Origin of the sequence: Nitrosopumilus sp. (assembly GCF_025699255.1) — an archaeon.
In the GTDB taxonomy this organism is placed as follows: Archaea; Thermoproteota; Nitrososphaeria; order Nitrososphaerales; family Nitrosopumilaceae; genus Nitrosopumilus.
Map to the genome: position 1 here is coordinate 42644 of NZ_JAILWA010000008.1, position 22261 is coordinate 64904.

Here is a 22261-nt window from a genome sequence, read left to right on the forward strand (position 1 = left end):
TTATTTCCTATGATAATCTAAAGTCTTCTTTTTCTGTATTTAGAACCACATGAGTGATTGTATTTTCCACATTGGGAATGGATGCTAGCCCTTTAACAAATTTGCTTAATTCATTTCTTTCTTTGAATTTTGCAACAATTATTGTGTCTGTAGAACCTGTAATGTCATAAACCCCACAAACATTCTCAAATTTAGAAATCTTTTCTTCAATGTCTACAACTTTGTCATTCTTGGCCATGATTTCAATTATTGCTGTTAATGAGTAGCCTATTTTTTCATGATCAATTATTGCTGTATATCCTTTGATTATTTTCTCTTTTTCTAATTTTTTAATTCTAGATAACACTGTAACTGTGGACATCCCTAGTTTGAGTGCTAATTGCCTTGCTGATTGTCTTGCATCTACAAGTAGATTTTTGAGAATCTTTTCATCTGTTTCATCCATATTCATACTGTTTCACCGCGAAAAATATATTTAAAATTTGATAAAATTTGTTAAAATTTGTTTGGTTTACTAAGCATATCCCTTTGTTCTCTATTTCAAATTTAATACAAATGACATTATGTTTCTAGTATGGGCGAAATTGAGAATCTTGTCCAAAAAGGACAATCATTAATGGATGATGGAAAGTTTGATGAAGCTCTTGGCTATTTTGAACAGGCACTTTTACTAAACCAAAACGATCCTGATTTATGGAATAATAAAGGAATAGCCCTTCGAAGTTTGGGCAGATATGAAGAATCTATGGATTGTTTTAACAAATCTTTGGAAATTGAACCTCGTGACAAATATGCCTCTTGAAATTCATCCTTTTTTGAAATATGCTTTACTTCAAGTCAATCTATATTATTAACAAAATATTATGAAATACAGTGAGTAGTAAAGTAGAGAAGATGTTAGTTCAAGCTTTTGAATGTGTTGAAGATGAAAACTATTCAGATGCACTAAAATTATATGATTTGGCTTTAAAAGAAGAACCAAAAAATGCTAATATTCTAGTTGATAAGGGCGTAACATTACAAAACATGGGCAAAATTAAACTTGCAATTCGCTCATTTGATAAAGCTCTCCAAATATCTCCTAAAAACTTGGATGCATTACTGAATAAGGGGGCTGCCCTGCATTCTGAAGAAAAATATCTTGATGCAATTGATTGTTATGATATTGCTTTGAAAGTTGATAAAAAATGTGCAATGGCACTTGCATACAAGGGCCTGTCTTTAGGTGAAATGGGACACTTGGAAGATGCTATAAAGCATTTCAAGAAAGCGTTATCTATTGACAAACATTATGATTTGGCAAGTATTTCAAAAGATATTGCTCAAGAATTGCTAAAATCTATTCAAGAGAAAAAATCTAAAACACAGTGACATCGCCAGGTGCTGGCTCTCTGTTTGTTTGTTTTTCATGTTCTTCAAAAAAGTCCATGTGTGCTGAATTTTGATGTTTTCTTAATTCCTCAATGTTTTCAAAACCTTCGTGGCACAAGTAACATTTTGGTTTATGTTCGTCCACTAATGGCAGTACCATATTCGTTGTCATATTTCTGGTTACTTATTTCTTGAGATTGCATCTAAAATACGGGTGAAACAACAAAAAAAGACTAAAGAAAAAGATGGTTTCTTGATTCTATTAATTGAATCTTAGGCATATTTGGAAATTCCCAGGAACCCTCGACTTGATTTCCATACTGCTTCTTCCTCTGTAAATTGTTTGTTGCAGTTTAAACAAAGAAAATCACAACCAATTTCACTAAATTTATTTTCACATGAATTGCACACATAATGATTTTTAATTCTTCTATAATCTATTCCTAGAGCCTTTAATTCTTTATTACAGCTAGGACATTTGTCATTTCTAAATTCTCTTTCTTCTGCAATATTTCCACAAGAATAGTGTTCTATTAGATCAATTTGATTAAAATCTGATCTCTTGCACTGAGGACAATGGAATATGTGGCCTGTTTTAATAGAATTACAACTAGGACAAAATACTTCTTTAATGTCTTCAATTTGTTTTATTTTTCCATCAGAAATCCATCTTTCAATGTTTTTGTTTAGTTCTTCGTTGTTAACTGAAAGTTTGTCTGATAACCATGCCTCACTTAATCTGTTTGTTGTTTTTAATAATTCCGAAATGTCTGCATATTTTGGTTCTTCACTATTTTCTAATTCTATTATTGAAAAAATATTTTTTAAAGCCTCTAATCTTATCGGTTTTGAAAGTATTTCATATGCTCCTTCATTAATTAATTTTGAAATGATTTCTGAATTTTTTTCCAATGCAGTCATTATGATAATTTCCCCATCTGGATCTAACTCTAACAATCTGCTTAGAAGTGAAATTCCAGAACCATCTTGAATGTCATAATCTATGAATGCTATTGGGTGAATTCCTTCTTTAGATAATTCTTGAAATTTCTTAATTCCATTTTCTATGCATTTTTCTAAATGTATTTCTTTTTGCCCTAATTTTTCTAAAAATTCTTTCATTCTTGTTAAAATGTTTTCAGAATCATCTATGAGTAAAACTGGCCTTTTCAATTTATCTTATGATTTACATCTTTTTTTTCATTTTTATTTTCTTTGGTTAACCATATCCAAAAAACCCATTTTTGGGAAATACTGAATTTGATTGTGTAGGTATTAGTTAATTTCTAAATTAAAATAACTTAAGTGGGAAAAACACTACAAACCATCCTATTACAATTATGAGAAAAATGATTTTTGTAATTATTCTTAATTTGTTATGTTTGATTTTATCCATTGTAAGTACAATTCCTAATGAAATAAAGGGTATTGTAAGGATGAAATAGTATGGAAACATTACTCTTCCGGTAAATTGTAGTAACAAATATGGAACATACATGGAAATAATTCCAGAAATTAGTAACAACGTTGTTTTTTCTTGCTTCTTAATTATTCCATGTGTGATTAATCCTACTGTAGACCAAAAACCCACAATCCACAATGCTTGGTTGGGATCTCCTCTCCATTCCACTCTTAATATTTTTCCAATATGAAGAATCCCATTATACGTATCATCAAATGTTTTTTCATTTATTACTCCTAAACCATTGGCATTTTGAGGAAGCGGTATTGGCAAAACCCAATTATGGGGAAAGTTTGTAGATACTGTATCCCAATTTTTAGTTTTATAGGCTTCTGAACTTAGATATCCTTTACTGAGAAAAACTCCTAAATGTTCAATAGGATTAGTGACGACATCTACTGGTATCTGTTTAATGTATCCTCTTGATTCCATTACTTTTATTTTTGGATAAGATATTGCTCCTTCTCTTCCATCTGGGAGTTCTTGAGTGACAATCATTGGCTCATAGATGATTGGTTGGTATATGATATCATAACCCCATAATGGGATTAGAAATGATATTGATGTTATGCTTAAAAAAATTAAAACTTTTTTTATGTCATGTAATTTTAGATCCCACTTTCGATTAATAACTAGATGATTTATCATAATTAAAAAGAAAAAGAAAATAGCAGTTTCTTTTATCAAGAAAGCAAATCCTAAAGATATCGCGGCAAAATAATATTTTTTTTTGATATAAAAATAAAATGATAATATTCCAAAAAACATCAAAGGCACATCTCGCAAAAACAAACTTGAATGTACAAAAAATATTGTGTCAAATGACAATATTGTGGCAGCTAAAAGGGCATTTCTTTCTGATGTGTATTCACAAAAAATTTTATAAAAAACCAACAAAGATAACATTCCAAAAATTACTGACGGTACTCTCCATGAAAACCAATTATCTCCAAAAATTGTAGTCGTGGTACCTTGAAAAAAATTGATTCCTGGAAGCTGATACGGGACATGGTCTTCCCCTTTTAAAAAATCCCTCATAATTTCAAGAAAAATAGATTCATCCCAAATTTGTAAGAATTGAGGTTGTGCTATTACAAAAGCATGGAATATTATTGAGATTAAAATGATGTGTGTAATAGTTATTTTATTAACATATTTTTGTAGGAACATCTTAGATCTTCTCTCTTGATCTAAGAATCTTTAAACCTTGATTTTATGTTATTGTCTACTTGATGGATGTGAATAAATTTTTGATGTCCTAAATTCTGAAGGAAAATTTCTTAATTTACACTTTTTTTAAAGAATATTATTCTAAAATAACAATCCTCCAAAAATCTGTGCAAGAACTGCAATAGCTCCTATAATTAGTAATTTTATTCCTGTTTTCATTTTAATTGCTCATTTTTCACGTGTAGGTTTTGAATGAGCTTTAATCATATGTTTTTTTGTTCTTTCTGGATCTGAAAATTTTAATCCACATATTTTACATTTTTTTGTAAATGTTACATCTTTTTTGAAAATATTTTTTATTCCTATTTTTCCAAATGAAAAATTAGATTCCATATTCAAGAAATCGTACTTTCATTATAAGACATTGCTTAACATTGTTCACCATCTCATTTTCCTAATAGTTAAAGTAGTAACATTTCAAACAATATTGATGACAAATTCTAAAAAATATAGAGATCGAATTTATATTATTAAAGATATTATTTTAACTCTGTCTGAATACGGACAGCTTAACCAAACATCTTTGTTTAGTTTTTGTGGATTAAATATTACAAAACATAAAACCATTTTAGATAACTTGGAACAAAATGAAATGATTCAAAGAATTGAAACTGTTGAAGGAAAGAGAACAATAACAATATTCAAAGTTACTTCTAAGGGCATGGCTTTTTGTAATGAAATTTTAGAACCTTTTGAAAATTTATTTCCAAGAGGCGGACATTCAAACTCCAAATTTTGAATTTCTATTCGTCTTCTAAATGATATTTTGATGTAATGTCTTTGTCTAAATCTTCTCTTTTCTTTAAATAATTACCATATCTTTTATTCCATGAATTTAAAGAACGAAATTGTTGTATGCCTGCAACTAACCAAATCCCTGATGTAACTAATACTACTGTTAGAAGAATTGTCAACAATATTGCAAATTCTCCTTCATTCTCTATTAAGTGAAGGAATTTTGGATGTGTGATTAAATATGCTGAAATCCCTATTGCAAGTGGTGCTAATAAAAGCGCTGAAAACGAAACACCTAACATCAATCCTTTGAGATGTTGTATTTTTTCTATAAATAGATCCATTGAACTTATTATGTTATTATTACTATCAGACAAATTTTGTTTCCTCTTTTTTAGACACTTCCTTTTGTTTCATATCTTTAAATGAGATTCTAATGGATGAAATATTAAAATTTCTCTGATGAATCACTGGTGGAATTGGTTTCTTGTGATATATAGCAAATACTTAACAATGTTAATTCAGTTTTATTACAAATTTACTTCAATTATTATTATGAAAAAACAAGATTCCCACGATAAAGAAAATTTAGATGATGACAATCAAGATGAAGAAAATTTGGCTATGAAAAAAAACGATGATTGGTGGCGCTTAGAAAAATTTCAGATTGGCAGGAGCAGATTTTCATAATTATGACTTTTTGTTGTAAGGGTGTGTGTAAAATGTTACAAGCTGATGCTATCCCTACTGGCATGCGTTACAAATCTGGCCATAAATTATGTTCCATGTGTTCTGTTTTTGTCCAAACCTCTGAAATTGGATGTCCTTGTTGCGGTGTTCGTCTTAGAACAAAATCCAGACATAAACGATCTCGAAAAAAATTAACACATTAACATTGTTAAGCATATTCTAAATATCAATAATTCTCATTAGATCTAATGCAGAGGCAACTCACTCCAGAGTGGAAATACATGACTGTGAATCCAAACTTTGGTTTCATTTACACCCAAGACATTTCGGTATTTTCCTAACGCTTCTGCATTATTCTTTGTTATGGAGTATTTTTGAGAATTAACATTGTTAATTGAAGTATATTACTTGCAAATTCGGAAAAATTGTAATGGCTAAACTCAAGTGTAATGATTATGGATTTGAATGTGATTTTGTGGTTGAAGGTGAAATTGATATGGTGCTTGAAAAATTTGGACAGCATACGGATGAAGAACATGGAATAGATTATTCCAAAGAATCCTTGATGCAATTTATTCTCAGAAAATCATAATTCAATGGAAAATGTGTATTGTATGATTGATCTCTTAGATTATAATTTCATTTTATTTTTCTTTGAGGATATTTTTCTTCAAGGTGGTGATGGGGGAATTTTTTCGTTTATGAACCAAGGTAGACAAGCCTTAGGCAGTGATGATCCTATAGTTAAAGGAGTAATTTTATCTCTTTTTGGCGTAACAGGATTTGGAATTATTCTAAATGTTTTCAATTCCTTAGTAAGAAAAAAGATGGTTGATCAAGTAAAGCTAAAACGAATCATGAAAGAAACACGTGCTTGGCAAAAAGAAAGAATGGCTGCAATGAGAGCAAAAGACCAAGCAAAGGTTGCAGAACTAGGAAAAAAATCATCATACATGAACAAAATGTCAATGGAGATGATGCAGATGAACATGAGACCAATGATGATTACCTTTGTTCCGCTAATTTTGATATTTTATCTTGTCTTGCCACAATTGTTCTCTTACACTGTTGCACTATCTCCAATTCCACTAAATGTAATTCCTGGAGATATGTTCCAATTAACATGCACTGCTGAACAAGCAGCAGATGTAGACCATGTTTGTACTGAAGAAAATGCACTATATCTGTGGGCCTGGTATTTCCTTTCATCTATTTCGTTTAGTGGAATAATTATGAAAATTACAAAAACGTCTATGAATTTGAGTTAATTTTGAAAACCTTGCAATTTTTAAATTCAAAATATTTGGAGAATCATTAACAATGTTAAGCGAATCATAAATAATTAAATTACATTTGGTTAATGATGTAGAATTTTGTTAGCCTTGATGAAGTTTAGAATTGACATTCTTTTTACTGCGGCCTAGATTTCAATTCATCCTTTTTCCATACATACTGCCTTTTTATCACTGGCTTCTAAATTCTACATTTTAACATTAAACAAATTATTTTTCTATAAAATAGTCCCAAAATGAATTGTTTTTACTGTATTTTACTAAGGAATATATCATGAAAGACAAATCCTCCAATATGTTAGAACAACTGGTTGGGGATTCTCAAGCATTAGATCGTGCTCTTGCAGGAGAAGAGATATCTTACAAAGACGGACTTGAATTAATGAATTATGATAATTTACATTTATTTGGTGCTGTAGCAGATAATACTCGAAAAAAACTGGTTGATGATACTGTAACTTTTGCAGCATCTTATTACATGAACTACACAAATGTTTGTGTTGCTAGTTGTCAAATGTGTGCATTTTACCGAAAGGAAGGAGCAGATGATGCATACACACTTACTCCTCAAGAAATTGAACAAAGAGTTGGAATTGCAAAACAAATGGGTGCCACAGAAGTTCATATAGTTGGAGGATTTCACCCAAAACTTCCATTGGAATATTATGAAGACATGATGAGAACCATCAAAAAAAGTCATCCACAACTAAACATCAAAGCACTTACTGCAGCTGAGATTTACTATTTATCAAAATTAACAAAAAATTCTACAAAGGAAATTTTATCACGATTGAAAAGTGCTGGACTTGATTCAATGCCTGGTGGGGGAGCAGAACTATTTCATCCTGATATTCGAGGGAAAATTGTCAGAGGAAAATGTACTGGACAACAATGGCTTGATGTAATTGAAGAGGCACATAATATGAATATCAAAAGTAATGTGACAATGCTTTATGGTCACATTGAAAAACCTGAACATATTGTTGATCATCTAATTAAGATTCGCGAATTACAAAAGAAAACAAATGGCTTTTTGACTTTGATCCCTCTAAAATTTAGTTTGGATAACACTGAACTGGAACAACAACATTTGGTAAACAATGAATGTTCTTCAGTTTATGATTTGAGAGTTATTGCGTTGTCTAGATTAATGCTTGCAAATGTTCTAAACAATATATCAGTTTATTGGGTTGCATATGGGAAAAAACTTGCACAAGTTGCATTATCTAATGGTGGCAACGATTTAGTTGGAACTGCTTTCTCTGAGGAGATTTACAAGGCTGCCGGTAAAGCCACCTCTTCTTCAGTTGACGAATTGGCAACAATGGTAAAAGAAATTGGTCGTGTTCCTGCTCAAAGAAATACTCATTTTGAAATTTTGAAAAAATTCTAATTCATTTGTTTTTTAATCGAATCCAACTTTTCTTCCATTTTGACCTCTTTGTCTCGTCTTGAATCTATTTTGATAATTACTTCCACTCTTGCTATGCCTAGATTATGAACTGTTTCCATCATTTGTTGTGTTGCTTTATTTATTACATCCATGTTATCTGATTCTAAAATTGTTCCCATTGGGTTGATTTCATATCTTAGATTTTTTATTTTTTGGATTGATTCTATAGCTTTTGCAATATAAAAACTGGCACTGGTGGTTCTAGTGGCCATTGGATATATGCTAATTTCAGCTTGAATCAATGGTGCTTGTTAGGTAATTTGAGATTAAAAGTTTTGAATTACTCTGCAGGCTTTTTTTCTTTTCTTTTTGCACTGTCTTTTTTTCTTCTAGCTCCAAAACTAATCAAAACTAGCAAGAATCCTACTCCGATTAAAATGCCTGACAGCATTTGATATGCTTGATTCTGATCTTCTGCAATCATTAAATCAATAATTTCTTCTTCACTCATCCCTGATTGACCTATTGGCTGATCAATAGATCCTATTGTTACAATGATTCCTGCAACTATCATCGCTATTCCTCCTGCTAGAATTTTTTTATCTACTAACACCAATTATGATTTTGTCTGCTTTTATCCTATATTAGGTATTTTCAAATTGGATTTTGTTAGCACTAGTAAATTATTTATCACTAGGTTATATGCAATGTTTCAAGATTTTTTATCAATTGAACTCAAAAATTGAATCCTTGATTGTTTTTGGAATTATGGGTGGTATTTTGCTTCCTGTGCGCCTGTTGTTTACAGAATTTGTCTCTGATAATTGGCTTGGTTCTGCAGGCTTGATTTCTGTAATATCTGTTGTCATAATTTTACTTGCAAAGAAAAACAAACTTGGATTTTTTGGGCATATGCTTGAAAGACAAATCTTCAAATTCCAAAAAGGCAAACGTGGAATTTTGATTTTTACAGAATCTGCAATTTTACTTGTAATTTTGGGAACAATAATTTTTGCAATTGATCAAGGACATTCTCTTTATTCAGAACAAAAAATGGAATATGTTGCAGAAATTGAATCACAGCAAAATCCTGTAGATGCTGCAAAAAATATGACTCCTTCTGATTGGGTTTTTGGTGCAATAATGGCCCCTGTGGGTTTTGTAACTGCATTTCCTCAAATGAGTGCCGCGATGGCGTCTATTGATGAAAAAATGGACGGGTGGTTAATGCATTTTTACACTGTGGGTTTTGTAGAGTATCTTGAACTAGTTGGAATACTGGTTTACTATAGAATATCTTTTAGAAAAAAATCTTCTATGTTGGAATCTCAATTGAAAACTCCTATTCATTGATTTGAGTTGTAATTTATAATATGTTTAGAAATTTTTTGTATTTTACTAGTAAATATCCTAAAATCCTTCTGGTGGTCTTTGGACAAATACATTACACACTAGGGCATCTGTTTTCTCATCTCTATATTGAACATTACATGAAACAAATTTTCCCTTGAGTGCTCGTTCTAAATCTTCTTTAGTTTTCTCTTCGTATTGTGGTTGGTCTGGATCATCAATTTTACTCATAATAATTTTCTCAACTTTGCCATATTGTTCTTGATTGTCTTTTCTTGTGTGACTGATTAGCAATTCAAAAGCATTGTTTGTAAGGATGTTAAGCACTGCTCCTCCAATTCCGTCTCCCATAATTTCTAAACTTTTTTTGTTCTATAATTACTTGCTGGCAATACTGATTTCAAAGTCTGGAACAAGTCCTTTCTCTTTTGCCATGGTAAACATTTTTCTAATTGCTTCTTCTCCTGGGTCTCCCATGTTTACCGTGACCTTGTTGACATACATTTTTACAAATTTCTCAATTAGACTTCTTTCCTTGCCTCTGGAATATTGCATTGCATATTCTATTGCATCCTCAAAATGTTCTATTCCAAATTCGATTGATGATTGAAGATATTTATCAAATTTTACTATCGTATCCATGCCTAGGTCTGTTCGCATAACATTGATTCCTAAAGGCACTGGTAATCCGTTTGTAGTTTTGTCCCACCATTCTCCGACATCTAAAATTTTGACATTGCCTTCTTGTTCGTAAGATAGTTGTGTTTCATGAATTACTAATCCTACATCTACTTTGCCTGATTTAACCGCCTCTGGAATGTCACTAAAATTCATCTCTACATAATCAAATTTTCCAATCATTAATTGTAATAACAAAAATGCCGAGGTCATTTTTCCTGGAATTGCAATTTTGCATTTTTTAATCTCGTCAATAGTCATCATTTTTCTTGCTGTCACTATGGGGCCATAATTAATTCCAAAACTCCCTCCACTTCTAAGGATTGTGTATCCTGGAATATATGCACATGCATGAACTGAAACTGCAGTTACATCAAGTTCTGGATCGGTTGCTTTTTGATTTAGCTTCTCAATGTCTTCAATAACATGATTTACTTTGAAATCTGGAGATGGTACTTTGTTTGTAAACATTCCATAAAACATGAATGCATCATCTGAATCTGGAGTATGGCCTACAGAAATTTCCATATTTGTTTTCTTTGATTCTGGTAATAAATACCAAAACCTGCTGAGAATAGTTTTTCTAATATATGTAAGAAATTAATTTTCATTATGAATTCAATAGAGGCATATGAGAAAGATATCAAATTACAATCAAATTTTCTAAAATCTTTCAAAAAACAAAAACCTCTATCTGGTCAAAAAAATATTCTATTTTCTGGCAGCGGTGATTCTCTAGTTTCCTCACTCCTTGCAGAGTCTTTTTCAGGCGGGGTGACTAGAGCAATGGATCCACTTGATTTGTATTATAACAAATCTCTTGTAAAATCAAAACAAGTTTGTTTTGTCTCTATATCTGGTAATACTATTACCAATATCAAGGTGGCAAAAATTGCAAAAAAAGCAATTGCAATCACTGCTTACCCTAATAGTAGATTGGCACAATCTTCTGCCAAAACTATCTTGCTTTCATCTCCTAATTCGGGAGTTTTTACTGCTGGCAGTATTTCGTTTTTAGAAAGTGCACTTACTTGTATTTCTCTTGTAAAAAATATTCAAATTCCAAATATCTCTCTATTTAGAAAAGCTCAAAATTCGGCAAAAAAGTAAGACTCTTCAAAAGAATTTTTGTTTTAGGAAATCTTTACACCTTTCCAATTGCAATGTATTGTGCTGCAAAGTTTTATGAAATTCTAGGATATGATGTACACTATTCTAGGATCGAGCAGTTCTCTCATATGGAGTTGTTCTCTACTCAAAAAGGAGATACTGTGATAATCTTTGAGGAGAAAAACCCTCATACAAAACAATTGGGAAAAAATCTCCAAAATATTGGCATTAATGTGGTCCATCCTAATTTGCCAAAAGAAAAACTATCTCAAGTGATCTTTTGCATTTTTTTCTCTCAATTCATCTCGCTTTATGAGGCCAAAAAGAAAAGAAAAAAAGAATGCCATTTTGTTACTGCAGAAAAAATTCGTAATGTTTCCAACGAAATGATCTACTGATCTTTTTAGAAGGCTAAGGTTTAATACCTGAATCCAAAGTTCGGGCAATATGGTAAAGTTCAAGTCTACTGGTGAGGTTCTCAAAATTATCAAGAACAAAGACCAAATCAGAAACTTTGGTGTAATTGCTCACGTAGACCATGGAAAAACAACCATGTCTGATAGTCTTTTAGCATACTCTGGAATTATTGCTCCATCTGCAGCTGGTAAAGCACTTGCCATGGACTTTGATAAAGAAGAACAAGAAAGAGGAATTACTATTTATCAAGCAAATGTTACCTTGCACTTTTCTAAAAATGGCAAAGAATATGTCATTAATATGATTGATACACCTGGCCACGTAGATTTTAGTGGTAGAGTCATTCGAAGTCTTAGAGCAATTGATGGTGCAGTAGTTGTATGTGATGCAGTAGAGGGTATTATGACTCAAACTGAAACTGTTACTAGAATGGCATTAGAAGAGAGAGTAAAACCTGTTTTGTTTATCAACAAAGTCGACCGACTGATTAAGGAACTTCGATTAACTCCAGAAAAAATGCAAGCACAACTTGCAGAAGTTGTTTCAAACTTTAACACATTAATTGATACATATGCAGAACAAGAATACAAAGAGAAATGGAAAGTCTCTATTCAAGACGCAAGTGTGACATTTGGTTCTGCAAAAGATAGATGGGCAATTAACTTAGATTTGATGAAAGAAAGAGGGATTACATTCAAAGATGTTATTGATGCATATGAAAATGAAGATGTTTCTGCTTTGGTTGAAAAAGCACCTCTTGCCGATGCAGTTCTTGGTATGGTTGTAAAACATCATCCTGCACCTCATGAAGCAGTAAAATACAGAATTCCACAAATTTGGAAAGGTGATTTAGAATCTGAAGTGGGTAAAGCATTACTTGCATGTGATGATGCAGGTCCGACCATTATGATGGTGGTAAACATGGTATTAGATCCAGCTGCAGGCCCTGTTGCAATCGGAAGATTGTTTTCTGGTACTATCAAAGATGGACAAACAATTCACATTATTGATGAGAAAAGAGACGGTCGTGTTCAATCTGTTAATTTCTTTATGGGTAACCAAAGAGAACAAGTCGGAGAACTTGGAGCCGGAAATATTCCTGCATTATTGGGATTGACAGAATGTAGAGCAGGCAACACTTTGTCTACTGTAAAAGATATTCCGATGTTTGAGGGTGTAAAATATGTCTCAGAACCTGTTGTGCAAGTTGCAATCGAACCAAAACATCCTAAAGATTTGCCTAAACTAGTAGAAATTTTAAAACAATTGACAATTGAGGATCCTAATCTTGTTGTAAAAATTGATGAGGAATCTGGTGAAACTATTGTTGCTGGTATGGGTGTATTACACTTGGATGTTGCAACACATAGAATTCAAGATGCAAAATGTGAAATTGTGACTTCTGAACCTTTGATTAACTATAGAGAAACTGTCAAAGGTCCATGTGAACCAATCATGGCAAAATCTCCAAATAGACATAACAAAATTTTCATGAAAGTAGAGCCATTAGAACCAGAAATTGCCCATATGCTAAGAACTGGTGAAATTTCAGATATCAAAGACAAAAAAGTTGTTTCTGATCTACTCAAAGGTGCAGGATGGGATACTGACACCATCAAAAGAGTTATGAAATTTGATTCTCGTGGAAATGTTTTGATTAACGGAACAAAAGGTGTTCAATTCGTTCAAGAATCTACTGATTCTATTAATTCTGGATTTGAGGAAGTGATGAAGGAAGGTCCTCTATGTAAAGAACAGATGAGAGATTGTAAATTCATCTTTACTCACTTTGTTCCCCATGAAGACACTGCACATAGAGGTTTATCTCAATTAGGACCTGCATCTCGTCGTGCATGTATGGGTGCATTACTCACTGCCGGCACTGCTGTTTTAGAACCTACTTTAGCTATAGAAGTTCGTGTTCCTACAGATATGGTTGGAAATGTTGCAACTATTCTTTCAGGTAAACGTGGTAAAGTACTTGACATGTCTCAAAAAGGGGCATCAAGTATTGTTGTAGGTGAAATTCCAGCTTCAGAGACATTCACATTATCTGAAGCAATGAGAGGTCAAACTGCAGGACGTGCAACATGGAATACTTCATTTAAAGAATGGACAGAAGTTCCAAAATCTATGTTGTCTTCAGCAGTGGCTGATATTCGAAAGAGAAAAGGATTATCTCCAGAACCACCTAGAGTTGACGAATTTATCGATAAAGAGTAAAAATAGAATGCCCCCCGTTTAGGCGCAATTTTAGACGGTATACTAGGAAGTTTGTCAGAATTGTATTTGTTGGGATTTCTTTAAGATCATAACGTTCCTTAGACCTATTCAATGACTGTGAAAAAAGCAATCAAGATGCTCGATTGGTGGATAGACCAAAGAAAGCATGCAATGGAAGAAATTAAAATCTTGGATCTCTTGTGAAAAGTCAAAAAATGCAAAAGAAGCATTACATGATTTTGAAAAAACATTCAAAGAAAAAATTAATCACCTTTCATCTACATGGGATAATTGAGGTAAAACCCCTAGAATTTTACCAAATTAAATTTTATTTCTAGTTCTAGTTTAATTTTTGAAACAATTTTTTTGATTTTATTTTTCTGATCTAGTAACTCCTTGTCACTGATTTCTAGTTCCAGAACTTTTCTTGCGTCAGATAATACATCAAAAAGACAGTCGTATAGGCCTGCATGTTTTTTGAAACCTTTTAACCACTGTACATGTTCATCGTCTCTTAACATTGCTTTAGCATACAATTTTTTGTAAAGATCATCCCCATTAGTTATGTCTGGTTCAAAGAGCAATACTTCCTTATGTGCCTCTACCCAATGATGTGGCTCTTGCCAACTATGAGAACTCAAAATTATATCTGAGTCGTCTCTTAACAAACCTGCTTTCCCAAAGCATTTTTTGAAAATATTGCCTATTTCGTGCTGTTTGTAAGAGAATTCTCTTTCTTTGGCAACTGACATGCTGTTCCATTGTTTTATTTCGAGAGATAAATTTCCAAAAAGTTCACGTAATTCAGAATCAAGTTTGAATTGTGAAAAACTATCCACAGAAGTTATTGGGTCCTCTAACTTTTGAGTTAAGAATACTTTTTCATTATCCAATACCTTGATTTCATTGTATAACGGTCTGTAAATATTATCCAAAACCCATCTTCTTTCTTCGGGAGTTACTTTTACACGAGAACCTTTCTGCAACAAAAAATTTCTAACTTTGTTACAATGCTCATCAAAATTATCTCTTTGAAATATCTCGGGTTCAATCCCATGAGTTAAAACACCAACAGTGGCATCTTTTTCAATCATGATTATTGGGTTGATTCCTTCACGTAACGCATAACCTAATTCTTGATTGACTGAAGCTGATTCTTTTGCATTGTTTGTGATGATTGCAACCATATGATCAGAGTCTTCAATCTCTTTTCTGATTTTATCTCGAATTAACAAGTCATATTCTGGGCTTTTTTCAGCCAAGTATCCCTCTATGTCCATCTTTGCAAGAATTTTTTCTAGTCTTTCAGATAAGGTTCTGTCTTCATTTGCAAAGGTATGGCTGATGAAAACTTTCACAAATCATTTTTCTTGCCGGGACTAGATATTTCTTTTATTAGGGTGTGATCATCGTATATTTGTGATTAAAATTGGGAAATAAGGGAGTTTTAGTATTTGGCATAATTTTACTTCTTGTTGGAATTGGTTTGATATTTTCATCATTAGATATGAGTAATTTACGCCCAATTGATTTAACATTTCAATCTCCTGCAGGAGATGTCACAATAGATAGTTTCACTGAAGATGAAGAACAAAGGATCATTGTGGGCATAATAATAGCAGGAATCGGTATTGCATTAATCAAGTTTGGAAAATAATCATAAATTCATAATACATAGTTAATTAAATTCAAATCATTATGAGTACTGATATTATTTCATATGGGGAAATGACTAATCGAGAAAATGGCCTTCATTTGCAACATGGGATGAATTTTGAAGCAGGTGGACAGTATTCAATAATTTTAATGTCACAGGCTCCAAATGCACCATACAATGATGAACTAAAAGATAATGGATTGACTCTAATCTATGAAGGACATGACGTTCCAAGGTATAGTCACATCAAGGATCCAAAGGCATTGGATCAACCTGAAACTACACCTAATGGAACCCTTGCCCCAAATGGAAAATTCCACAGAGCGGCACAAAGTTTCAAAAAAGGAAACAGGGATGCGGAAAAAGTCAGAGTTTATGAGAAAATCAAGTCAGGAATTTGGGCATATAATGGAGTATTCAATTTAACTGATTCATGGATAGAATCAGATGGGAAGAGAAAAGTTTTCAAATTTAGACTAGAGGCCACATCTGACACTATAGAATCTAAAAAACAGACAAAACTGGATGCAAGAAGAATCATTCCTACTAAAGTAAAACAAGAAGTTTGGAAACGAGATGAAGGAAAATGTGTCCAATGTGATGCAACAACTGACCTTCATTTTGATCATATTATTCCTCATTCAAAAGGTGGAACATCAATTACTGCTGAGAATATTCAGATTCTTTGTGCCAAGCACAATTTGGAAAAAAGAGACAGGATAGAATAGCATGGAATTAACTCCTGTAAATTTGCTACAAGTTAATGCCACTGTAATTACAGGTTTATTGATTTTACTTACTGTTCAATCATATTCTGAAGAAATACGTCCATTACAAGATCATAATGAATGGCATAACAAAATTTTACAATTAGAAACAGAACAATATGCCTTAGAAAATACTTTAAAACATATTCAAAATAAGACAACTAATTTAATTTCAATTGAAAATCAAACGGCATCTCTAATTTCTAATGACAATCAAACGATTGCATTATTGACAAATGAACGACTAGACAAAATACAAGAAATGAGTGATGATGTATCTACTAGACTCGTTGAAGTAATGTTTACTATAGAAAAAATGAAAAACACTCAATTCAAAATCATTGATAAATATGGAAAAATTACCACTATTGAAGAACAGACAAGTAAACCATCATATGCCAAAACTATGCAAACATATGGAATTGCCATGCTGATCCCGTTTATTGCATCTTCTATGTTTGTGATAGCAATGTTCTTAGAAGATCCTAAAAAAATTAGAAAGATCGAAAAAGGATTTACTACTGCCAAATATTTGACATTGTTAGGATTTGGTTCAATATTGGTATCGTTAGTGGTGTTTACTTTTGTTACTCAGTTTGGATGACTCAAATAATAAATTCTAGCAAATCATCTATAGTAAATAACCCACTCTGTTCATCCTACCAAACATCCTCTAAAATACTAGATTTTTGTTTTGCCTTTTATGGCCATTATCCACGGTCTTGCAGATACTGAAAAACGACTCTTAGACAAACTCCCAAAAGAAGTAAAATCAATTGATGATATGGATAGTGTAAAAAAAGAATTCAAAAAACAATATCATTCAATTGAAGACAAGGGATTGCGAAACAAATTCTCAAGGTGGAGAAAAAAACGACAAATACTAAAAATTGCCCGAAATCAAAATACTTCGCTGCACTCAGGTACAAAAGGGGAGATTCGAGCATTAGACACACTATCACAACTTGATGATAGTTTCCATGTTCTATGCGGGGTCAATTTGGAACTGCCGCATTATGTTACATACAATGGCAAACGTAGTCTCAAATCTGCTCAGATGGACTTTGTTATAGTATCTCAAAAAGGAATTCAGGTAATTGAGGTGAAAAATTGGACTGACACCTACATCTTCAAAAACAGAGAAAATGGAGGACTCGAACCACACGAACAAGTAAATCGTGCAGGAAGAGTCATGTGGATTTCGCTCAAAGAATGGTTTGGGATGGAGAATCCAAATGTATCAGCAGTATTGTTACCCATACGAGGAAACATGAAGTATTCTACTGCATACCGATTTGTTGCAGTAAAGGATTTAGTAAATATCATCCCATGGATTGAAAAGAAAAAAGAGATCCTATCAGATGACGATGTTGAGAAGATTGTAAAGAAATTAAAAAAACATGTCACAAAATGACTGGTTTGAAAATGAAAAAAGGTCATGGATTGATATCCACAACCTTTTGGAAATGAAATGCCCAAAGAAACCACGAATTTTTTCTAATCAGTATCAGATTCTGGATTCAACTGACGACTACGATTGTCGTTTGCAGCTTTGTATTCTGCACTCGTTGGATTTTTTGAATCTGACCTCTGATCATTTGATGATCTGTTTTTGGTCATTACAGAATATACGAAGAACCAATAGAAAAGTATGATCTAAAAAATCCAAAAATGAAAATTTCTTGCATAATGTCTAAATGAGTAAAGATATGTTCATTACAATTCATACTATTTCAAACTCTAACTAGTTTGAACTATTTTTCAGATAATTGCATCGGAAATCATTTGTACTCATAACACACTCAAAATACTGGTTTGAGACAGCAATCAATCCATTCTGGACTGATCTGGATGATTCTGGACTGATTTTATCCAATCCAGATAGTTTCAAGCTAGCACGGAGGCAGTAAAAATATGCATTTTCAATCTAATCCAAATCATTTCAAACTTTGATTGTGTTAGTTTGAATCTTTGTTTGCAGTATAATCTATTTGATCACTCAACGTCATCTTTTCAATTAGTTTTGTAATAGAATTGTGTTGCATTATTTCCATAGACATGTAAAAAGGACGTCCCTCAATCATCATTATGACTCCCACCATCTCTTCTGAATCAAAAACAAATCCTTGATCTACTATTTTCCCTTTTGTATCATTCCAAGAAAACTGATTTTTGCCCATTTGAAATTCGTTGATTTTATCAGGGGAGAATATCATATCTCTTTTCTTTCTTTCAGCCAACTCTGAGAGTTTTTCTTTTGTCATGGAAGGTGCAACTTTAAGATGAGAATACTCTTTTTCCTCAAAAGTCACAGGTTTTAGCGCATTTACAAATTCCTGCATCGCATCAGCTAAAAATTGAGGGTTTTCAACCATTTCCTTTACTACCTTTATCAGATCAACTTTGCCGTTTGATTGATATGATTTTTCAGAGCCTTCTTTTGTGGTGTGAATGTCCAATATCCCGTCCTCTCCGAATTTCATCGTATGGTGTTGATCTGGCTTATTCATGTCCTTGAATACCATCTTGTTGTTTGAAATTATTGAAAGAAATTCCCCAAATACCTTTATCCGTTTAACATTTTCAAAAATATCTTCCATAATACAAATTATAATTCAAATTTAAAAAGAACACTAGTGTACCGTCTAAAATCACGCCTAGAAGGGGGGCATTCTATTTTTATCGATAAAGAGTAAAAATTTTCTTTCTTGAAATTATAACTTGCAACAAGTTTTTAGTTTATGATTACGTGATCCTATTTATTGAATTTCAGATGTGTATTTCCATCTTGCAATTACAAAGAAAATGATGTTTTTGAAGATGACTTTCTACAACATTTGAAAGAAGAACATTGTGATGAAATTCAAGAAATTTCAATAAAAGAAAATATTCCAATAAATATGGCAGAGATGATTGCGGTATCTAACTCTAAAGTATTCATTAATTCATAGATGAATCTTCAAATTTTGATTTAGAATGTTTGTTCGTTTGAACAATCATTGGTTCTGTTTGTTCATTTGAACAAACAAAAAATATGGTCAATGTTCATTTTTTACCACCAAATGACATTCATTACCACTCATTACCAATAGTATATATACTAGGTATTATGTTGTCATATCATGAGTACACAATCTCAAACTAGTGATGCATTTGCAATGTACAAGCAAAATGTTCAGAAATACTTTGAAAATATTTCAAAACTAACTCCTCAATATTTTCAATCTGCAACAGAATTGCAAAACGAATGTATGAAAACTTGCCAAAAAACAATTGATGCTGCAGTATCAATGCAACAAGAATTTGTCAAAAAAGCAGGAATCAACAGTGAAATTCCAAACTCTGCCAAAACTGCAATTGTTGATACCAACAAACAATTAGTTCAGGCAAGCACAGTTAACAACCAATTGATAAAAACAACAATTGATGCAACTGTTCAAAATTTCAAAACATTTAGCGACAACGTTAATGCATTCACCGAATTAAACAAAAACATTATCCAAACATGGATAACTCCTTTCACACAAAAAAACTAGTGTGATTGTTTTTTCTTTTTTTATATTAAATTATCAAAATCATGAAATTTGATGATTTCTCATCAAATCTCACGTGTGTGTTAGGTATTTTGTCTTTAAAAATTGGTATTTAACCTCGATGGATGATTTATTAGTATTATTGAGGAATTCTTTTTTTATAGACGAAGCTCTTATCTCTAAGAGATCTGGATATGTAGTAAGAAATGGTAAAAAATTATTGGGAAAAACGATTCAAAAAAGAACTTGTTGAAGAAGAAGATAAACTAAAACAGGAAGTTGCAGATGCTGTCAGAAAAAAATTGGCTGAAAATTCTGAAAAAGACTCAAAAAACTAAATTTTGTAAATATTCAACCCATTGCTATCTATTTCGAGTCTATGTATGTAATCACTATGTTCCACTCCTCGTAATTTTGTAACTCTTATTGTTCTTTCCATTTTATTATTTACCAGTTGGCTATCTAATTGAATAATCCCTGAAGTTGTAAATGATTCATGTGTGGAATTTTCTGAAAATTCTGAAATCAATAATGATGTGACCTCAAAGTTTTCAAGAGACTGAATCATGCCTTGTAGTCCTTGCCTCATATGGAATTTATCTAAATACTGCATTTCAAGAATGGAAATTGAGTCTATCACAATTCTTTTGGCGTTGATTTTTTTTATGCTGTTAAGTATAAAATTATTCAAGTGTTCAAATGGTATTTGTTCTGCTCTGTACAAAGAGTCATCTTTTGAGATAGTTTCGTCTTTAATTTTAAATGGTCTTAAATCAATTAACAATATTTTTTTCTTATTTATTAAATCTTCAATGTCCCACCCAAATGATTTGCAATCATTTTTGATTTCATCAATGCTTTGTGATAACGAAATGTATACCCCATGTTCGTCAAAATTCTTTGCACCTGAATAAATAAATTGTAATCCAAATGTGGTCTTACCACTACCAGGAGGACCTGAAATTAACACTGAACTATTTTTTTTAATACCTTTTGATAATACAGAATCAAATCCAGGTATTCCTGTTTTAATTAATTTAGAATGATGTTTGTTATTTTGAATTATTTGATTTTTGAATGCTGTGATGAATAATATGCTTCCACAAACTCCCACAATGCTGGCAATTATTTCCCCTGCTAGAAAATATGTGGTTCCAACTAATGATACTAACAACCCTCCGGAAAATAATATTTGAGGATAAGATCTCTTGATTTGAATTGTTTTAATCACTAGTTCAGACTCTTTTTTTACTTGCTTAGTTTTTTCGTTAATTGTCTTTGTTATGGGAATTTTTTTGAAACATTTCTCATGAAACCAAAAATTATTTCTTCTGATTGATTTTTCAGTTAGTTCTATCTCTAAGTTACAGTGGTGACATTTTACTAGTTCTTTAGTACAAATCTTTTCAACTGTATCTGACGTGGGTTTTTGGATGTCTGGTTTGCATAACCTGATCATTCTTTCAACATACAAAATGTCTGAATTGGGTAGTTTTTCATTTTTTTCCAATTTCTCAATGATATATTGAGTTCTTCCATAATCACCCAAATCCCTTTCTTGACTTTCATACAGTATTGGAAATATCCCTTCTGAGTTCACTATGCAATTTTTACATGTTTTCAAGTAATGGGTTATGCCTAGTCAAAATTCTCTATAATGTCAAATAATTGTACGATCAATTTTCAAAATATCTAAAAATGATCTATTAATCTTAATCATTGAATTCATTAATGTTAATTTAATTTTAGAAATATTGTAAATACGAATAATTTTCAGTGAATTTCAAAATATTTGTGATTTCTATATTCGTACTGGCTTCTTTTGGTTCCATTTTGACATTGTCATATGCCTCTGTTGAATCTGAAGCTCAGGAAGATATTCAAGCTGGTTGTCGTGATCAACAAACTCTAGTTTATCGATTTGCATACAAAGATTATGTGTGTGTGACCCCTTCAACTGCTGAAAGATGGGAAGAACTGGGGTTTGCTGAAATTAAGAAAGAATCTTCTAATTCTAATACTGCTAAATCTGATTCTGATGACGATTTAGATTATGAATCAAAATATCCTGGCGCCCCTCCACAAGTTCCTAAAAAATCCTCTAATCTCGCTTCAGACTCTTCATGTAGGGAAGGACAAACTTTGGTTTATCGATTTGGACATCATGATACATTTTGTATGAATCTGGTTACTGCTATAACGTGGGAAAGATTGGGTTTAGTCACGATCCTTGATGATGAAAATACTGATGTGCTTGAGAATTCTAATGATATTTTAGATGATGTGGAAGAAATTACAGAAACCCCCATTGAAAATGAATTGGAAACCCCCATTGAAAATGAATTGGAAACCC

Annotated in this window: 32 protein-coding genes and 1 pseudogene; 19 read left to right on the forward strand and 14 right to left on the reverse strand. The window is 32.1% G+C overall.

Translation table 11 applies throughout. The features are described 5' to 3' along the window. Positions 1-7: 7 nt before the first annotated feature. Complete coding sequence (locus tag K5781_RS07855) at positions 8-451, reverse strand: Lrp/AsnC family transcriptional regulator (RefSeq protein ID WP_297442494.1); 444 nt, start codon at positions 449-451, stop codon at positions 8-10. 123 nt (positions 452-574) lie between these two features. On the opposite strand from K5781_RS07855, the gene K5781_RS07860 reads away from it, so the two are divergent. Both K5781_RS07860 and K5781_RS07865 read left to right on the forward strand, forming a co-directional pair. Then, on the forward strand, positions 575-802 hold the full coding sequence (locus K5781_RS07860; RefSeq protein ID WP_297442497.1) for a tetratricopeptide repeat protein: 228 nt from the start codon (positions 575-577) through the stop codon (positions 800-802). A 71-nt stretch (positions 803-873) separates the two neighbouring features. Next, positions 874-1371, forward strand: coding sequence for a tetratricopeptide repeat protein (locus K5781_RS07865; RefSeq protein WP_297442500.1), 498 nt, complete (start codon positions 874-876; stop codon positions 1369-1371). Here K5781_RS07865 and K5781_RS07870 read toward each other — a convergent pair. The 4 genes from K5781_RS07870 to K5781_RS07885 form a co-directional block, all read right to left on the reverse strand. Beyond that, entirely contained in the window at positions 1358-1531 is a 174-nt protein-coding gene (locus K5781_RS07870; protein WP_297442503.1) for a hypothetical protein, read from the reverse strand. The two genes, K5781_RS07865 and K5781_RS07870, sit on opposite strands and share 14 nt — an antisense overlap. Before the next feature lie 113 nt (positions 1532-1644). Further along, positions 1645-2544, reverse strand: coding sequence for a response regulator (locus K5781_RS07875; RefSeq protein WP_297442506.1), 900 nt, complete (start codon positions 2542-2544; stop codon positions 1645-1647). A gap of 118 nt (positions 2545-2662) precedes the next feature. Then, positions 2663-3871, reverse strand: coding sequence for a glycosyltransferase family 39 protein (locus tag K5781_RS07880; protein ID WP_297442509.1), 1209 nt, complete (start codon positions 3869-3871; stop codon positions 2663-2665). Between the two features lie 360 nt (positions 3872-4231). Continuing rightward, the gene (locus tag K5781_RS07885) at positions 4232-4396 is read right to left on the reverse strand and encodes a hypothetical protein (RefSeq protein WP_297442512.1); all 165 of its coding nucleotides are present in this window, start codon (positions 4394-4396) and stop codon (positions 4232-4234) included. 97 nt (positions 4397-4493) lie between these two features. Here K5781_RS07885 and K5781_RS07890 point away from each other — a divergent pair, with 97 nt between their 5' ends. Further along, positions 4494-4802, forward strand: coding sequence for a winged helix-turn-helix domain-containing protein (locus K5781_RS07890; RefSeq protein WP_297442515.1), 309 nt, complete (start codon positions 4494-4496; stop codon positions 4800-4802). Positions 4803-4806: 4 nt separating this feature from the next. On the opposite strand, the gene K5781_RS07895 is transcribed toward K5781_RS07890, so the two are convergent. Beyond that, positions 4807-5142, reverse strand: a complete 336-nt coding sequence (locus tag K5781_RS07895; RefSeq protein WP_297442581.1) for a hypothetical protein — start codon at positions 5140-5142, stop codon at positions 4807-4809. Positions 5143-5353: 211 nt separating this feature from the next. On the opposite strand from K5781_RS07895, the gene K5781_RS07900 reads away from it, so the two are divergent. From K5781_RS07900 to K5781_RS07915, 4 genes are all read left to right on the forward strand, one after another. Then, complete coding sequence (locus K5781_RS07900; protein ID WP_297442518.1) at positions 5354-5488, forward strand: hypothetical protein; 135 nt, start codon at positions 5354-5356, stop codon at positions 5486-5488. Between the two features lie 430 nt (positions 5489-5918). Continuing rightward, on the forward strand, positions 5919-6080 hold the full coding sequence (locus K5781_RS07905; protein WP_297442521.1) for a DUF1059 domain-containing protein: 162 nt from the start codon (positions 5919-5921) through the stop codon (positions 6078-6080). 22 nt (positions 6081-6102) lie between these two features. Further along, positions 6103-6756, forward strand: coding sequence for an EMC3/TMCO1 family protein (locus K5781_RS07910; RefSeq protein WP_297442524.1), 654 nt, complete (start codon positions 6103-6105; stop codon positions 6754-6756). Between the two features lie 319 nt (positions 6757-7075). Further along, positions 7076-8173, forward strand: coding sequence for a radical SAM protein (locus tag K5781_RS07915; RefSeq protein ID WP_297442584.1), 1098 nt, complete (start codon positions 7076-7078; stop codon positions 8171-8173). Here K5781_RS07915 and K5781_RS07920 read toward each other — a convergent pair. Together K5781_RS07920 and K5781_RS07925 are read right to left on the reverse strand one after the other, a co-directional pair. Further along, positions 8170-8475, reverse strand: a complete 306-nt coding sequence (locus tag K5781_RS07920) for an MTH1187 family thiamine-binding protein (RefSeq protein WP_297442527.1) — start codon at positions 8473-8475, stop codon at positions 8170-8172. The two genes, K5781_RS07915 and K5781_RS07920, sit on opposite strands and share 4 nt — an antisense overlap. A 38-nt stretch (positions 8476-8513) precedes the next feature. Then, positions 8514-8789, reverse strand: a complete 276-nt coding sequence (locus K5781_RS07925; protein ID WP_366848134.1) for a hypothetical protein — start codon at positions 8787-8789, stop codon at positions 8514-8516. 113 nt (positions 8790-8902) lie between these two features. Between K5781_RS07925 and K5781_RS07930 the strand changes: the two genes are divergently transcribed. After that, positions 8903-9526, forward strand: coding sequence for a hypothetical protein (locus K5781_RS07930; RefSeq protein WP_297442530.1), 624 nt, complete (start codon positions 8903-8905; stop codon positions 9524-9526). 57 nt (positions 9527-9583) lie between these two features. On the opposite strand, the gene K5781_RS07935 is transcribed toward K5781_RS07930, so the two are convergent. Then, on the reverse strand, positions 9584-9874 hold the full coding sequence (locus tag K5781_RS07935; RefSeq protein ID WP_297442533.1) for a hypothetical protein: 291 nt from the start codon (positions 9872-9874) through the stop codon (positions 9584-9586). Between the two features lie 27 nt (positions 9875-9901). Beyond that, positions 9902-10729 (reverse strand): MqnA/MqnD/SBP family protein, encoded by an 828-nt coding sequence (locus K5781_RS07940; protein WP_297442535.1) that lies wholly within the window; start codon positions 10727-10729, stop codon positions 9902-9904. 84 nt (positions 10730-10813) lie between these two features. Here K5781_RS07940 and K5781_RS07945 point away from each other — a divergent pair, with 84 nt between their 5' ends. The 3 genes from K5781_RS07945 to K5781_RS07955 are packed head-to-tail and all read left to right on the forward strand — an operon-like array spanning position 10814 to position 13951. Continuing rightward, on the forward strand, positions 10814-11311 hold the full coding sequence (locus K5781_RS07945; RefSeq protein ID WP_297442538.1) for a hypothetical protein: 498 nt from the start codon (positions 10814-10816) through the stop codon (positions 11309-11311). Positions 11312-11364: 53 nt separating this feature from the next. Next, positions 11365-11709, forward strand: coding sequence for a hypothetical protein (locus tag K5781_RS07950; protein WP_297442541.1), 345 nt, complete (start codon positions 11365-11367; stop codon positions 11707-11709). A 49-nt stretch (positions 11710-11758) separates the two neighbouring features. Beyond that, the gene (locus K5781_RS07955) at positions 11759-13951 is read left to right on the forward strand and encodes an elongation factor EF-2 (protein ID WP_297442544.1); all 2193 of its coding nucleotides are present in this window, start codon (positions 11759-11761) and stop codon (positions 13949-13951) included. Positions 13952-14256: 305 nt separating this feature from the next. Here K5781_RS07955 and K5781_RS07960 read toward each other — a convergent pair whose 3' ends face one another. Next, positions 14257-15309: a toll/interleukin-1 receptor domain-containing protein gene (locus K5781_RS07960; protein ID WP_297442547.1), complete on the reverse strand. Its 1053-nt coding sequence runs from the start codon at positions 15307-15309 to the stop codon at positions 14257-14259. Between the two features lie 71 nt (positions 15310-15380). Between K5781_RS07960 and K5781_RS07965 the strand changes: the two genes are divergently transcribed. The 4 genes from K5781_RS07965 to K5781_RS07980 all read left to right on the forward strand — a co-directional run bounded on the left by K5781_RS07965 (position 15381) and on the right by K5781_RS07980 (position 17789). Continuing rightward, positions 15381-15608 carry a hypothetical protein gene (locus tag K5781_RS07965; protein WP_297442550.1) on the forward strand — a complete coding sequence of 76 codons (228 nt, stop codon included), beginning with the start codon at positions 15381-15383 and terminating at the stop codon, positions 15606-15608. 41 nt (positions 15609-15649) lie between these two features. Beyond that, positions 15650-16336: a YDG/SRA domain-containing protein gene (locus K5781_RS07970; protein WP_297442552.1), complete on the forward strand. Its 687-nt coding sequence runs from the start codon at positions 15650-15652 to the stop codon at positions 16334-16336. Between the two features lies 1 nt (position 16337). Further along, complete coding sequence (locus K5781_RS07975) at positions 16338-16979, forward strand: hypothetical protein (RefSeq protein WP_297442554.1); 642 nt, start codon at positions 16338-16340, stop codon at positions 16977-16979. A gap of 99 nt (positions 16980-17078) precedes the next feature. Then, a complete protein-coding gene (locus K5781_RS07980) occupies positions 17079-17789 on the forward strand; it encodes a nuclease-related domain-containing protein (RefSeq protein WP_297442556.1) in 711 nt (236 codons plus the stop codon). Between the two features lie 83 nt (positions 17790-17872). Here the strand turns inward: K5781_RS07980 and K5781_RS07985 are convergent, their stop codons facing one another. Both K5781_RS07985 and K5781_RS07990 read right to left on the reverse strand, forming a co-directional pair. Beyond that, positions 17873-17995, reverse strand: coding sequence for a hypothetical protein (locus K5781_RS07985; RefSeq protein WP_297442558.1), 123 nt, complete (start codon positions 17993-17995; stop codon positions 17873-17875). Positions 17996-18333: 338 nt separating this feature from the next. Next, positions 18334-18975, reverse strand: coding sequence for a hypothetical protein (locus K5781_RS07990; protein ID WP_297442561.1), 642 nt, complete (start codon positions 18973-18975; stop codon positions 18334-18336). Positions 18976-19137: 162 nt separating this feature from the next. Here K5781_RS07990 and K5781_RS07995 point away from each other — a divergent pair, with 162 nt between their 5' ends. The 3 genes from K5781_RS07995 (at position 19138) to K5781_RS08005 (ending at position 20246) form a co-directional block, all read left to right on the forward strand. Continuing rightward, positions 19138-19326: a hypothetical protein gene (locus tag K5781_RS07995; RefSeq protein WP_297442563.1), complete on the forward strand. Its 189-nt coding sequence runs from the start codon at positions 19138-19140 to the stop codon at positions 19324-19326. A 171-nt stretch (positions 19327-19497) separates the two neighbouring features. After that, positions 19498-19911 (forward strand): hypothetical protein, encoded by a 414-nt coding sequence (locus K5781_RS08000; protein ID WP_297442567.1) that lies wholly within the window; start codon positions 19498-19500, stop codon positions 19909-19911. Positions 19912-20114: 203 nt separating this feature from the next. After that, on the forward strand, positions 20115-20246 hold the full coding sequence (locus K5781_RS08005) for a hypothetical protein (RefSeq protein WP_297442570.1): 132 nt from the start codon (positions 20115-20117) through the stop codon (positions 20244-20246). Here K5781_RS08005 and K5781_RS08010 read toward each other — a convergent pair. Continuing rightward, the gene (locus K5781_RS08010; protein WP_297442573.1) at positions 20243-21508 is read right to left on the reverse strand and encodes an ATPase domain-containing protein; all 1266 of its coding nucleotides are present in this window, start codon (positions 21506-21508) and stop codon (positions 20243-20245) included. The two genes, K5781_RS08005 and K5781_RS08010, sit on opposite strands and share 4 nt — an antisense overlap. A gap of 194 nt (positions 21509-21702) precedes the next feature. On the opposite strand from K5781_RS08010, the pseudogene K5781_RS08015 reads away from it, so the two are divergent. Beyond that, positions 21703-22261 (forward strand): annotated as a pseudogene (locus K5781_RS08015) (hypothetical protein); the annotation flags it as partial.